The organism is Salmonella sp. 32010601201800023SM (assembly GCF_017572235.1).
In the GTDB taxonomy this organism is placed as follows: Bacteria; Pseudomonadota; Gammaproteobacteria; order Enterobacterales; family Enterobacteriaceae; genus Salmonella; species Salmonella enterica.
This window is the reverse complement of sequence record NZ_JAGEQS010000008.1, coordinates 87,057-101,338: the sequence shown is the minus strand read 5'-3', so window position 1 is coordinate 101,338 and position 14,282 is coordinate 87,057. Positions and strand designations below refer to the sequence as shown.

Sequence of the window (14,282 nt, the reverse complement as noted above, 5' to 3'; positions counted from 1 at the left end):
CAGAGTGCGCGCTATCTCACGCTTTACTTCTTCGCTTCTCGAAACGTATCCAGCCGGGCGTTAACCTTGTCACAAAGTACCGCTTACAAGGAGCCACAATGGCACTGCCCATTATTATTGATTGCGATCCGGGTCATGATGACGCGATCGCCCTCGTTCTCGCCCTCGCCTCCCCTGAACTGGAAGTGAAAGCGATCACCTCTTCCGCCGGCAACCAGACGCCGGAGAAGACCCTGCGCAACGTGCTGCGGATGCTGACGCTGCTCAAACGCCCGGATATTCCGGTGGCGGGCGGCGCGGTGAAACCGCTCATGCGCGAACTGATTATCGCTGATAACGTTCACGGCGAAAGCGGTCTTGACGGCCCGGCGCTGCCCGAGCCGTCATTCGCCCCGCAAAGCGGCACTGCCGTTGAGCTGATGGCAAAAACACTGCGCGAGAGCGCACAGCCGGTCACCATCGTCTCCACTGGCCCACAGACCAACGTGGCGCTGCTGCTGAATAGCCATCCGGAACTGCATACGAAAATCGCCCGCATTGTGATCATGGGCGGCGCGATGGCGCTGGGTAACTGGACGCCTGCTGCGGAATTTAATATTTACGTCGACCCGGAGGCAGCCGAAATTGTCTTCTAGTCAGGCATTCCGGTGGTGATGGCCGGGCTGGACGTCACCCATAAGGCGCAGATTCACGCCGCCGATATCGAGCGTTTCCGCGACATCGGCAATCCAATTTCGACGATCGTGGCTGAACTACTCGACTTCTTCTTTGAATACCACAAAGACGAAAAATGGGGATTTGTCGGCGCGCCGCTGCACGACCCTTGCACCATCGCCTGGCTGCTGAAACCTGAGATTTTCACCACCGTTGAGCGTTGGGTTGGCGTGGAAACCCAGGGGAAATACACCCAGGGGATGACGGTGGTGGATTATTATTTCCTGACGGGGAATAAGCCGAATGCGACGGTGATGGTGGATGTAGATCGCCAGGGATTTGTCGATTTGCTGGCGGAACGGCTGCAATACTACGCATAAAGCGCAAAGTAGAATCCAGGGATGAACAGCGATGTTTTGGCGTAACAATAGACCTGAAATCAGCCTGCTACAGCACGATGTAGCCCATATAACGTTTTCAGTACGTAACGGAAAAGCATTGCTTCGTCCCTGCGTTATTCACGCTCCCGACTCTGACGCCGGTATTCATACGCTTTCCTGGCATGGCTCGCCGCTGATTCGTTTTTTCTCTGAATCCTGGTGCCCAACCTGCGCAGAATTTGTTTATGCCGGTTTTAGCAATGATGATGAAGGCGCCGCGCAGTTTTTATCCTCACTTGCCGAGTGGAATCAGCCAGGAGTCGGGTTGAACGAAGCATTTACCGCCCTGACGCCGCTGTTTTCACTCTTTGCCGATGGCTATTACCGGCTGGAAGAACGCGAACTTTATCCGACGGATGGCAACGGGCATTTTTTCTGGGCGGTGGGTAACGAAAAACAACCGAATCCCGCGACCACAGGGCAGTGGATTGCTGACGTGGACTATCACTACCAGTCCGGCGAACCCTGTTTTTTACTGCCAGGCCAGCCCCCATCGCGATTTAACCCACAACGCGCCGGGTATTATCGCGATAAGCCAGAGAGCCACGCGCTGGCCTGGTATATGAATGACAGCTGGCTTTGCGTCCTGCTTGATGGTCACCATAAAGCCACCGCCGCCGCGCTGGAAGGCCGGCCCGTGAAGACCTGGGTCATCAGCCAGCCGGTGGCGATGACATGCTACGAGACGCGACAGCAATACCTTCGATTTTATGACGGCGAGCGCCTGGAAGAAGCCCAGTTTCAGCGCCGCATCCCCCTGAAAATACAGTACGAAAAACTACCGCCATCCCTTTGGGAGGATTACTTTACTCGCCATGACGAACGTTATACCCGCGTCAACTGGCCGAACGCATTGGCTAACTGCGCGGCGAATTATCCCAATCTTGCGGCCTGCGCAGACATTATTGCCGCAGGCGATCTGAGCGAGGCCGGCCTCAACAAAATCATGGCGCAAGGGATCACCGAAGAGGGATTTCCCGCCGTATTGTTACGCGCGCTGTTTTATACCCATTCCCCCTTGTTGATTGATTTTGTCCGTTTTCTGACTCGCACCCCCGATTATGCTTGCCACTACCCGCTGGCGTTTCGTTTACTGGCCCAGAAACGCACGCCACAGGCCGATGCTTTTTTCCTCGATTTCGCCATCAATGATGACGACGAGCGCCCGGAGTTGACGAACATTATGGATGAATACTTTCGCCAGGCGTGACATTGATAAAGATCACCACGCCCGAGAGTAGTGTTCTTTATTCTATGAACTCTTTTTCCCGATAAATTAAACGCAATGGATAATGCAACGTTAGCGATTGGTATCGATCTCGGCACCACCAATAGTTTAATTGCCGTCTGGCAAGACGGGGCCGCACAATTAATACCTAATAAATTTGGTGAATATTTAACACCATCCATAATTAGTATGGATGAAAATAAGCAAATTCTGGTGGGAAAACCTGCCGCAGCCCGTAAAACATCGCATCCGGATAAAACCGCTGCCTTATTTAAACGCGCAATGGGCAGTAATACTCACTGGCATTTGGGTGAAGAGTCGTTTAATGCGCCGGAATTATCTTCGCTGGTTTTACGCTCGCTGAAAGAAGATGCGGAAGACTACCTTCAGCAGCCAATCAAGGACGTCGTGATCTCGGTTCCGGCTTATTTCAGCGATGAGCAGCGGAAGCATACACGACTTGCCGCTGAGCTTGCGGGGTTAAACGCCGTGCGTTTGATCAATGAACCCACGGCGGCGGCAATGGCTTATGGCCTGCATACGCAGCAAAACAGCCGTTCGCTGGTTTTCGATCTGGGGGGCGGAACCTTTGATGTGACCGTTCTGGAATACGCTACGCCGATTATCGAAGTTCACGCCTCCGCTGGCGATAACTACCTCGGCGGCGAAGATTTCACGCATTTGTTACTTGATGAAGTGCTGAAACGCTGGAATCTCGATAAATCAGCGCTGACGGATAGCGATCTGGCTGCGCTGTATGCCTGTGTTGAAGCCGCAAAATGCGCCAGCGGCTCCCCGCTGCGCATGAGCTGGCTTTATCAGGAGCGCGTGCTGGAAAGCACGTTTTATGATGATGAGCTGGAAGCCCTGTGGCTACCGTTGCTCAACCGGCTGCGCACGCCCATTGAGCAGGCGCTGCGCGACTCCCGACTCAAACCGGAGCAAATTGACAGCCTGGTGCTGGTCGGCGGCGCGTCACAGATGCCGCTGGTGCAACGCATCGCGGTGCGCTTATTCGGTAAATTGCCCTATCAAAGTTACGATCCCAGCACCATCGTGGCGCTTGGCGCCGCGACTCAGGCCGCCTGTCGCCTGCGCCATGAAGACGTTGAAGAGGTGATCCTCACGGATATCTGCCCCTACTCGCTGGGCGTGGAAGTCAACCGACAGGGAGTGCCTGGTATTTTCTCGCCCATCATTGAACGCAATACCACCGTTCCGGTGTCAAAAGTGGAAACGTACTCCACCATGCACCCTGAGCAGGACTCTATTTGCGTCAGGGTATACCAGGGCGAAAGCCATAAGGTGAAAAATAATATCCTGATTGATTCTTTTGACGTCATGCTGAAGCCGAACGGGCACATTCAGGCCATTGATATTCGTTTTAGCTACGATATTAATGGTCTGCTGGAAGTTGACGTGCTGCTGGAAGACGGCAAGAGTGAATCCAGAATCATCAGTCACAATGCCACCTCACTGACGACGCAGCAAATCGACGCCAGCCGCGAGCGCCTGCAGGCGCTGAAAATTTATCCCCGCGATATGCTGATTAACCGGACGTTTAAAGCACAGTTAGAGGAGCAGTGGTCACGCGCGTTAGGCGATGAGCGCGAAATGCTGGGGGAGATTATTACCGATTTCGACGCGGCGCTGCTGTCTAATGATATGCAGCGCGTCGATGATGTGCGCCGTCGCGCCTGTGAATATCTGGGTATTGACGAGCCGAAAGCGCCGTAACGGCGCTTTCACTGCCCCTGTTCAGAAAAAATGGAAGAATCGATTTAACGCGCAGACAATCAACGCGATCAAACCGACAATCTTCATGATTTTCATCACCCCGCCAGATTCCGCCTGACGGGGCGCTTCGGTTTTCGCTTCAGAAGACAATTTTTTCTCAGCCGCCAGCCTGAGCTCTTCCGCCAGCTCCTTTTTGTCGCGAATATCGCCTGGCTTCATGGCAATTTTAGATGACAATGCCTGCGTTATCAGCGCCTCCAGCGGACAGGCTTGCCCCTCCTCCAGCCGGATCAGCAGGCGAAAAAAGGGCTTTTCTTTGGGAAACGCTTCCAGCACCACCTGCTCCGCCGTCCGGTACAGATCCAACAGCGGCGTTTCGGGTTCCCCCTGGGTACTCAGCCGCGAATTTGCCCACGCCATCGCTTTTCGCTTATAAAACAGGGAGTCAACAAATGAACGCCCCAGCGGTGATAACCTACCGCTGTGCAAAATGTCGGCCCACAGTAAACGCGTGCGCGCGCTTTCACCGGGCACATATTCGGCATCCGCCATACAGCGCGCTTCGACCGCCATCACCGCCAGCGGGAAGAAATCAGGCCGGTGCTGGCGGCACCAGCCCAGCAACAGGTCGTCCGCCTGCGTGGAGGGATAACGCTGCCAGAAATCGCAAAGATCGGCCAACAGGCTTTCCCCTTCACCGCAGAGCAAACGCTGTTTGCACAGGTAATAGTGCGCATCTTCGTTATCCGGCTCCGCGGCCTGCCAGCGACGAGCAATATCGACCAGTTCCGCCATGCCCCACTGCTCGGCGCTAAACCAGTGTAATAGTTTACGATGCAGCTGTTTATCATCGGGAATTATCCAGGCTCCCTGAACCTGTAGAGCGTCGGCAAAATGTTCGGGATAAAAGCGCCAGATACGCTCAAGCTTAAAAAAGTAGGCGTCAGTTTGGTCTTGAACAACAAGAGGCAATTTGGCCAGACTTAGCAGATCAAACGCATCGCCCCGCTTTACGGTCTCCAGAAATGCTTCCAGCTCTTCTCCCTCAGCATCATCGTCTGCTTCCTGCGGCTGCCAGTTCAGACGCTGCGCCAACAATGCCAGGCAAGACAGCGAGATCGTTTCCGTTTTCATGGCGATGTCGCACAACTGCCAGCGCAGCTTATCTATCTCATCCATTGAACACTGGTTCAATTGCTGAATAAATTTCTGCCATGCCGAGGGCTGAAAGCGATCGCGCTCTGATGCCAGCAATTCCCTGAACGCCACCAGTATTTCATGTTCGTCGCCCACCTCTTCCGTTTTTGCGTCCTCCGCAGGCGAGGCGGCCCAGTGCTGCGCTTCTTCATAGGCCTGGCGCAATCGCTTAAAACCCTGCGGATCGCTCTCAGGGTGGAATGAGGGCAACAGGGCAAGATAAGCCTGACGGATACATTCCAGATCGGTGGTAGGTTCAATGCCCAGGATTTCCCAACAGATATTCATAAATCGCTCACTCCTTTAAGCGTTTCCGGGCATGTCGGTTGTTCGTTGAGCGGACGCCACGGTAGCTGCACATAATAACTCTCTGTCGTAGAGGCCAGTTCATTAAACATCCGCGCGCCTGAAGCGTCGTACTTTAGGTGAGCGAAATATGCCTGTATGGTGTCCCCTTTAGCCTGCCAGTACAGCCGACCCAACGAATAGGCGGCAAAATATTGCGTCCAACCGTCGTAAAAATAGTACGCCCGCGCATAGATACGCGATTGCAGCCACAGGCTTTCCTCTTCCGTCAGCCATTGATTCAACACCCCCATCCGGCATAAAAACCCCATACGCACATAGTCCCAGGCTTTAATGCCTCCGCGCCCGCAGCATAGTGCGGTTTCGGCAACAAATCGCGCATAAATCTGGCCCTGTTCGCTAAGCTGTGCGGTGAATTCGCGCCATTGATGAGGAGATAGCGTAAACCAGCGGATATAAAAGGGAGCCAAATCTGCCGCATGACCGTCGTCCGTCATTCGATAGATGGTTTGAATAAGATCTTCACGATTATCAATCCCCCATGAATCGGAGAGATCGACAGCAGGAATTCCGGTATACATTGCTGGAGAGGTATGCGAAGGCTCATTGCCGATGTATAGCACCTCCATCGGCGTGGAGAGCGCAAAAAGTAAATATTGTTCTTCCTTGTCCATATTCGATATCCCTAATGCATAAACTGGCGTAATACATGGCCGACAACGCCAATAAATAAAATGATTTTAATCACCTGCCAGAGGCCAAAGCCGCCGCCAGATTCCTCCGTACTCGGCGAAGTCACCGTCGTCACCGGTTCTTCATCTGCGACTACAGCTTCACACGGTGTGGCGACAGCCGCAGCCCGCCCCAGCAACCCGCGAATAACCAGCGCTTCCAACGGGCAGATATCCGGCGCATCAAGCTTCGTTACCAGACTCTGTAACAATGCCGCTGACGGCTCCTCGGCGCACGCCAGGCTATCCGCCACCTGATACAACAGCCAGTATGGATGCTGGCTATGCGCCTCACTCACCGCTGGCGCGCCATAATTCAAACGCCGCGCAATAAAACTTTCGCTTAGCGGCGATAATGCGCCGCTGTGCAGCGCCTCGGCCCACAGCAAGCAGGAACGAGCGCTTGAGCCGGGAATATACAGCAGCTGTTCAGCGTTAATATCCACCTGCTCACGCCCCTCAACCGCCATCACCAGCAGCGGGAAAAAGTCCGGTCGATGCTGACGGCACCAGCGCAGCAACAGATCGTCAAGCTGGGTAGAAGGATGCGCCCACCACTGCGCGTAAAGTTCTGGCAGCAGGCTATCGCCTTCACCGCAAAATACGCGCTGGGCTAAGTAGTAATAACCCGGCGTTGCGTTATCGGGTTCGGCTTCCTGCCATGCCAGGGCGACAGGCAGCAGCTCCGCAATACCCCAGTGCAAGGTGCTGAACCAGCGTAACAGACGTCGTTGAAAGCGTAGATTGTCCGGGATAATCCAGGCGCCGTGCTGCGCCATAAGTTGGGCGAAATAGAGAGGATGCTCGAAAAAGGTGTTGTCCAGGGCATCATAAAAAGCAATGGTCTGGTTTTGTACCGCCACTGGCAAATGCAGCAATAGCGAATAATCAAACAGGTCGCCACGGCGGATTTCAAACAAAAGATCCTCCACCTCCTCGGCATCGACATCTCGATTATCACTCCCCTGTTCCCAAGCCAGGCGATCTGACAGCAGTTTCAGACACGAGTAAGAAATAGGAAAGGTCTTCATCGCGATAGCGCACAGCCACCAGCGCGATTTTTCGACCTGTAAAATCGATAATTTATTGATCTGTTGGATAAACTCCTGCCATGCCTGCGGCTGAAAGCGCCGTTCGCCATCCGCCAGCAAATCACCGAATATCTCCCTGAGATAATTCACCCACGGGGTATCGGGATCCTCATCAACCACCGTAATGGCGGGCGATGTTGTCCCCTGCAATGCATTCTCATAGGCTTCTCGCAATTGCTTAAAACCCTGCGGATCGGTTTCCGGATGAAATGACGGCAGCAGCGCCAGATAAGCCTGACGAATGGCGTCGGTATCCGTGGTGGCCTCAATGCCAAGGACTTGCCAACAGGTTTTCATAGATCGCTCACCTCCTGAAGCGTGTCCGGGCATTCAGGGTAATGGGGCAGGTAGCGCCACGGCAGCGTGGCGTAAAAACTGTCCTTCCCTGCGATCAGCTTATTCATCATACGTCGCCCCGCGTCATCAAACTCCTTACGGGCGAATGTCTCGCGTAGCAACGGTAGGTTATCGCCATTCCGTAACTGCCAGTACAAACGCCCGGTGTAATAAGCGCTGAAATACGGCAACCAGCCGGAATAATAGCTGAGCGCGCGAAGCTGTATCCGCGACTGCAGCCACAGGCTCTCCTCTTCCGTCAGCCATTCATTGAGCACGCCCATGCGGCAGAGAAATCCCATCCGCACATAATCCCAACTGCGAATACCACCTTCGCCGCAACACACGGCGGTATCAGCGACGAATCGGGCATAAATGCGATCTCCCTCGTCCAGCGCGTCGGTATACTCCTGCCACTCCTGCGGCGCATACCTAAACCAGCGGCGATATAGCCATTCCAGTTGCGTGGCATGACCGTCATCCGTCATGCGGGAAATGGTCTGAAGCAGTTCATCGCGATTTTCAATACCCCACGACGATTCAAGATCGAAACGTTTTACACCTAAATACATTTTCGGTGACGAATGTGAAGGTAAACAGTCCTCGTTCAATACTTCCATCGGCGAGGAAAGTGCAAAGAGTAAATATTGTGATTCTTTATCCATAATAAATCGCCAAAATATATTCACACCACAAATAAAAACGCAATTGAAAACTAAAATAGAGTACAACAAAGCCAAATCGCAATATATTATTAATCTAAAAAACAATGGCGGGATAAATTAAAAAATGAATCATTCCATAACCAGTCATCCCTGCGACAACGTATCTTTAGCACAATTAACCGAACTGGCGCAGTCAGGAAATAGTGAAGCTCAATATATATTAGGCCGTTTATATAATGACGAACGTATAGATGGCAGCGAAGAGGATAAGCTCTCTTTTTATTGGTTGCAGCAGGCAGCTGAACAAGGACACTGCGAGGCGCAATATTGGCTCGGCTTACGATACAAAGACACGCCTACCGACATGAAAGATAATACGCTGGCTTTATTCTGGTCAGAAAAAGCCGCACAGCAAGGACACCGCCACGCTTTCAACACATTAGGCTGGGTTCAGGAAGGAGAAACCGGGATGGCGCCAGATTATGCCCAGGCCGTTGCCTGGTATCGCAAAGGAGCAGAACAGAGCCACAACCTTGCGCAATATAATCTCGGGAGAATGTATCATTCAGGAACTGGCGTAGAGCAAAATGATACACAGGCACTCTACTGGTTTAAACAGGCAGCATTACAAGGCCATTGCGCCAGCCAGGAAAGACTGGCGTATATGTATGGCAATGGGAAAGGATGTCGGAAAAATTTATCCCTTGCCGCCCTTTGGTACAAGAAGAGCGCGCTACAAGAGAGCAGCTACTCGCAATATCAGATGGGCTATTGTTATTACATCGGAAAAGGTATCAAACAAGATTACCAGCAGGCAATATACTGGTTTCGAAAAGCGGCAGACCAGGGTGACGATGATGCCTATAACAGTATCGGCTGGATGTACAAATGCGGTCATGGCGTCGAGCAAAATTATTCGCTAGCACTGGAATGGTTCCACAAATCAGCAGAATGTAACAATTCATCGGGCTGGTACAACCTCGGATGCATGTACAGAGATGGACACGGTACCGCACAAGACCTACAACAAGCGCTCTACTGGTTCAAAAAAGCACAGCCCACGGGCAAATGGAACGTCGATGAAGAGATCCGCAAACTGGAAGCCCAACTGCACGCTTAACATGGCGGACGGCAACCGTCCGCTCACGATAATGAACCTTACGGCTCAAACGGCCTGCGCTGGAACTGATCGTGGCCACACTTCGGGCAGAGCGGCAACACATCCGGCGTGTAAACCGCCAGATGATAGTGGCATTTCTCGCACACCAGATTCCCCAATCCCACCACTTCGCCACTGTGATACACGCCGTGGTGATTCAAATCCTGGAAGACTTCACGCCATTCCAGCTGGGTTTTGTCGGTAATGTCCGCCAGTTCCTGCCAGAGACTCTCTTTAATCACCCGTAAGAAGACGCTATCGTCCTGGCTCTCTTCGTAGCTCATGGCGAACTCTTCCAGATCGCGTCTGACAGCGCGCGTCAGTTCGTCCACCTCGGTTCGCGTTAACTCCCCTGTTTGCATCACGCGCTGGCGCGCCTGCTCCACCAGCGCATCAATGTCGCGCTCGCCATTGCGTAAACGCTCGCTTAATGAGGCCACCAGTTCACGGTAATATTGAGCAACCTTGTTCATCACTTCACCTCTTGGATCGTTAACTGCCTATAATAATAGACGTTATTTGCGTTACGCTTTGCAAGGCTGCCCACAGAGTCTGTAAATTCTTGTCAGGCCGACTCGCGTATCCAGCGCGTCAGCGAGGTACGATCGACATTTAACCGTTTCGCCACTAACGATTTATTATCCCTTTCCGCCTCTAATAATTTTCTCAAAATACGCAGGCGAATCGTTTTATAATCGCCAGCCAGCATCTGGCAGTCGTGGCAGGTAGTTGGCTCGCGTCGGCTCCCCTCTTCCAGATCGTCCAGCAAGAGGCGACCCTCATCCAGCGTTGCCGGGGAGTGATCAATAGAGAGTACCAGCCGTTCGATAATATTGCTTAACTGCCTGACGTTTCCGGGCCAGGCGAAGCGCTGAAGCTCTTGCCACAGCGCCGGGGTTAACGTTAGTGCCGGGCGTTTATAATGCTGGCTGAAACTAGTAAGCAGCGACAGGCCGATGGCTTTGATATCCTCCGGACGTTTGCGTAGCGGGATGGTGGTCACTTTTAATACGTTAAGCCGATAGTAAAGATCTTCGCGAAATGTCCCGTCCGCAATGAGCCTCGTTAACGTCTGATTGGTCGCCGCAATCACGCGAATATCAACAGGTATCATCTGGTCTGAGCCCAGCCGCATAATCTGCCGCTCCTGCAATACCCGTAATAAGCGCGTCTGTAGCGGTTTATCCAGCTCGCTAATCTCATCCAGAAAAATGGTACCGTGGTGCGCTAATTCAAACAGGCCTATTTTGCCTTTCGGCGACGCGCCGGTAAATGCGCCGGCGACATAGCCAAAGAGTTCGCTCTCCAGAATCTGAGGGGCCATCGCGCCGCAGTTAATGGCGACAAACGGGCCGTTGACGCGTTGGCTGGCATTATGAATACTTTGCGCCAGCACCTCTTTCCCCGTCCCGCTTTCGCCATTAATTAAGATAGTCGCGTCCGTACCGGCATAATTTTTAATGATCGCCAGACGACGCAGCATTTCCGGGTTTTCGGTAAGCAGATCGTCGAAATGATAGCGGGCGCTCAAGCCGCGGCGAGACAGTTCCTGGCGGCGAACATGATGTTCCGCCCCCTGTAAACTGGAGACGGTTTGCATCGTCAACACTACCCGGCTTAACTGTCTGGCCGCAAATACCGGATACAGATTAACCACCATCGCGCCTTGCGGCGTATCGACGACTTTCGCGCTGACGGTTTTTCCCTCACGTAATGTATGCCGCTCCTGGTGCAATACCTGTTTCAGGAAAGATGCGTCATAAATCTCACCGGAGGCGTTAATTTTAAAAAGTTGGCTCGCATATTTATTGTAATGCAGTAACGCGCCGGTATCATCAAGCGTGATAACAGCTTTATCAAACTGATCGAGAATCAGCTGCAGATGATGACGCTCGAGTAATTGGCTGCGAAAAGCCAGATATAATGAGCGGGCTTCTTCCAGAGCTTCGGTTATTGAGGCGGGGCTGGAATCAAGTAAACGGAATTGCGAGCCCAGCGGTGAAAAATAATCCTGACAAACGGTATCGCCAACAATGCAATCTAATGGCGTGGACACTAATTGCCGCTTCAGGCAAGAAATCGTTTCTTTATCATTTCCCTGTAAGGTAAAAATTTTATAGTTAATATTTAACTGTTCCGCTACGCGCGCGCATCCTTTGATCACACTGGAAAAGCCGACAATACCGACAGTGCCTTTTTGTCCTTTAAAAGGGATAAGCGCATCAAGAATGTCGTAGCCGGACATTTTAATTTCGACTACCGGTAATTTACTGTGCTTTTTTAATATTTCCGCACAGCCGCCACGACTAATCAGTACCTGGTGCCCACGGGACTCTAATAAAGGTAGCTCATCCAGGATACGATTAAGCGTCGTTTGATGAATAGTGACGGCGTAATCCAACTGCGCGACCAGCGCCTCGGCAGCCTTTGCCAGTTGAGGGTAAGGAGAGACAAAACAGAGAGGAGATGCGGCTATATCTTTCGTCTTATTCATCACTCACCATCCTGTTGGTTTATGAACGGGCGAGACCGCCCGTCGTGATTTATTTTCCGCCGAAACGCTAACCGCCTGCGGCGGCTGGGTTCAGTTTACGATCGTAGCGTTTTTTTATCCATACGGTCAGGAAGGGGGCGCACAGAGCGGTAATAATCGTCGAGGCCGCCACCTGCGCCGCCGCCGTCGACGCCAGGTCGGTAAAATGCGGATCGAGCAGCGCGATTGCCGCTGGCGTCGCGACGGCGTTGCCAGAGGTGGTGGAGACCGCCGCGCCTGCCACGCCGCTGCCTCCCGTCAGACGATCGGCGAAAATATTAAAAAATCCGCCAATCGCCACCGTCATGAGTCCCAGTAAAATGCCTGAAGAACCTGCCGTGATAAGTCTTGCGAAATCAATACCGTATCCTAACCCAAAGGCAAAAAAAGGAATCGTTACCACGCTGCCCTGTTTAAGAAACTTGCGCATGTCCTCATCCAGATTACCCAAAATCATGCCAATGATAATGGGAATAATAACCGCCACCAGATTCATAAAGGGTATCGACACCATGCCTGCCGACCCTAACGCCAGCATGGTGAAAAAGGGACCATCGTTCAACGATATTACCGCAATCGCGCCGCCGTCGGTTTCATCGCCGTACTCCCCCACCAACGCGGCATATAACCCACTGTTTGAGTTGGTCATCGCCGAAATAATCGCTAAAGCCGACAGACCTAATAACCCATCCGGGCCGCAAAATTTTCCGACCAGAATGCCAATAATCACGCCGCTGGCAAATTTCGCAAAGGTGATCGCAGCGCCTTTTTTCAGCGCTTTCGGCGCGGCTTTAAACTGGATATCCGCGCCCATACAGACTAAAAACATGCCTAAAATCGCCATTGCGCCATGCGAAATAGAGGTGACAAAACCGCCTATTTCCAGCGCCTCCGGCGCAAAGGTTTTAAACAATGCGCCGATGATCAGCGGTACAACCATCATACCACCAGGAAAACGTTCCAGTGTTTTTTTAATTTTCATAGCTTATTCCCAGGAGATAACCGGACAGCTTGTGCTGCCCGATTTGGTATCAGAACGTCGGCGCGATCTTATAAATAGAGAATTCGTTATGACCTAAATCTTCTGATTTAGTCGTTTTCCCATTCGCGACGCGTAAAATTTCCTGATAAATTTCCTCGCCCATTTGCGTAATAGAAGCCTCGCCAGACATAATGGCGGACACATCAATATCAATATTGTCCTGCATCATTTCCCACGTTGCTTTATTACCCGTAATTTTTATTACCGGCGCTATTGGGTTACCGGCAGGCGTTCCGCGACCGGTAGTAAAAATAACGATCTGCGCTCCACCCGCCACCATGCCGGAAATAGATTCAATATCCTGCCCCGGGGTATCCATAATCCACAGGCCCGGATGCGTTGGGCTATCGGCATATTCCAGTACGCCCTGTAACGGCGCATGACCCGCTTTATGCATACAGCCTAACGATTTTTCTTCAATGGTAGTCAACCCGCCTTTAATATTGCCCGGCGTCGGCTGTCCCCCGCGAATATCCTCGCCCAGCGCTTTTGCTCGCGCCTCGCAGCCGACCACTAAATCAATAAGCTGTTGACCAACCTCCGGCGTCACCGCGCGTTTCGCCATCACATGCTCGGCGCCAATAAATTCCGTCGTTTCAGAAAGAATTGAGCTTCCGCCGCAGCGTATCAGCTTATCCGAGGCGACCCCGCAGGAAGGGTTAGACGCCAGCCCCGATGTCGTATCTGACCCGCCGCACTCCATCGCCAGCAGCAGCTCGCTAACCGGTGCTTGCTGCGGTTTTTGCATGGAGAGTTGTTGCGCATAGTCGCGGGCCAGCGAAATCCCTCTGGCCTGACATTTAAGCGTGCCGCCCTCTTCCTGAATGGTGATGCAGGAGGTCGGTTTGCCAAATGCGGTAATCTCTTCTGCGATGCGCAGCGGCTCCGCGCCTTCACAGCCTAAGCCCACAACCACAATAGCGCCGACGTTGGGATTATTCGCCACATTAATCAATGTCTTTTCCGTCAGACGCGCATCGCCTGCTACCTGGCAGCAGCCAAAATCGTTATTCACCCATGTCGCGCCTTTTACCTGCCGGGCAATATCCCGGGCGACTTTATTCGCACAAACGCTGGTAGGTAAAATCAGTACATAATTACGGATGCCAAAACGGCCGTCAGGGCGGCGGAACCCCAAAAAAGTCTCATTGCTCATAATCATT

11 protein-coding genes and 1 pseudogene are annotated in these 14,282 nt (G+C 52.5%); 4 read left to right on the top strand and 8 right to left on the bottom strand.

Features of this window, described 5'->3' with window-relative positions:
• Window positions 1–98 precede the first annotated feature (98 nt).
• From rihA to J4617_RS20300, 3 genes and pseudogenes are all read left to right on the top strand, one after another.
• Window positions 99–1,034 (top strand): annotated as a pseudogene (gene rihA / locus J4617_RS20310) (pyrimidine-specific ribonucleoside hydrolase RihA).
• A 31-nt stretch (window positions 1,035–1,065) separates the two neighbouring features.
• Complete coding sequence (locus tag J4617_RS20305) at window positions 1,066–2,304, top strand: hypothetical protein (protein ID WP_017465567.1); 1,239 nt, start codon at window positions 1,066–1,068, stop codon at window positions 2,302–2,304.
• 75 nt (window positions 2,305–2,379) lie between these two features.
• The gene (locus tag J4617_RS20300; RefSeq protein ID WP_000368029.1) at window positions 2,380–4,059 is read left to right on the top strand and encodes a molecular chaperone HscC; all 1,680 of its coding nucleotides are present in this window, start codon (window positions 2,380–2,382) and stop codon (window positions 4,057–4,059) included.
• 21 nt (window positions 4,060–4,080) lie between these two features.
• Here the strand turns inward: J4617_RS20300 and J4617_RS20295 are convergent, their stop codons facing one another.
• The 4 genes from J4617_RS20295 to J4617_RS20280 are packed head-to-tail and all read right to left on the bottom strand — an operon-like array spanning window position 4,081 to window position 8,385.
• Window positions 4,081–5,544: a J domain-containing protein gene (locus J4617_RS20295; protein WP_001017756.1), complete on the bottom strand. Its 1,464-nt coding sequence runs from the start codon at window positions 5,542–5,544 to the stop codon at window positions 4,081–4,083.
• Window positions 5,541–6,236, bottom strand: a complete 696-nt coding sequence (locus J4617_RS20290; RefSeq protein WP_000356623.1) for a DUF1266 domain-containing protein — start codon at window positions 6,234–6,236, stop codon at window positions 5,541–5,543. The genes J4617_RS20295 and J4617_RS20290 overlap by 4 nt, the downstream gene beginning before the upstream one ends.
• 11 nt (window positions 6,237–6,247) lie before the next feature.
• Window positions 6,248–7,681: a J domain-containing protein gene (locus J4617_RS20285; protein ID WP_017465568.1), complete on the bottom strand. Its 1,434-nt coding sequence runs from the start codon at window positions 7,679–7,681 to the stop codon at window positions 6,248–6,250.
• Window positions 7,678–8,385 (bottom strand): DUF1266 domain-containing protein, encoded by a 708-nt coding sequence (locus tag J4617_RS20280; RefSeq protein WP_001575803.1) that lies wholly within the window; start codon window positions 8,383–8,385, stop codon window positions 7,678–7,680. Before J4617_RS20280 ends, J4617_RS20285 begins: the two co-directional genes overlap by 4 nt.
• 124 nt (window positions 8,386–8,509) lie before the next feature.
• Between J4617_RS20280 and J4617_RS20275 the strand changes: the two genes are divergently transcribed.
• Entirely contained in the window at window positions 8,510–9,505 is a 996-nt protein-coding gene (locus tag J4617_RS20275; RefSeq protein WP_001016626.1) for a tetratricopeptide repeat protein, read from the top strand.
• Window positions 9,506–9,543: 38 nt separating this feature from the next.
• Here J4617_RS20275 and J4617_RS20270 read toward each other — a convergent pair whose 3' ends face one another.
• The 4 genes from J4617_RS20270 to J4617_RS20255 all read right to left on the bottom strand — a co-directional run bounded on the left by J4617_RS20270 (window position 9,544) and on the right by J4617_RS20255 (window position 14,281).
• Complete coding sequence (locus J4617_RS20270) at window positions 9,544–10,017, bottom strand: zinc ribbon-containing protein (RefSeq protein WP_001044884.1); 474 nt, start codon at window positions 10,015–10,017, stop codon at window positions 9,544–9,546.
• Window positions 10,018–10,109: 92 nt separating this feature from the next.
• Complete coding sequence (locus J4617_RS20265) at window positions 10,110–12,038, bottom strand: sigma-54-dependent Fis family transcriptional regulator (RefSeq protein ID WP_001044194.1); 1,929 nt, start codon at window positions 12,036–12,038, stop codon at window positions 10,110–10,112.
• A 67-nt stretch (window positions 12,039–12,105) separates the two neighbouring features.
• Entirely contained in the window at window positions 12,106–13,059 is a 954-nt protein-coding gene (locus tag J4617_RS20260) for a 2-keto-3-deoxygluconate permease (protein ID WP_000694477.1), read from the bottom strand.
• Between the two features lie 49 nt (window positions 13,060–13,108).
• On the bottom strand, window positions 13,109–14,281 hold the full coding sequence (locus J4617_RS20255; RefSeq protein WP_001675440.1) for a UxaA family hydrolase: 1,173 nt from the start codon (window positions 14,279–14,281) through the stop codon (window positions 13,109–13,111).
• Window position 14,282: the final 1 nt, after the last annotated feature.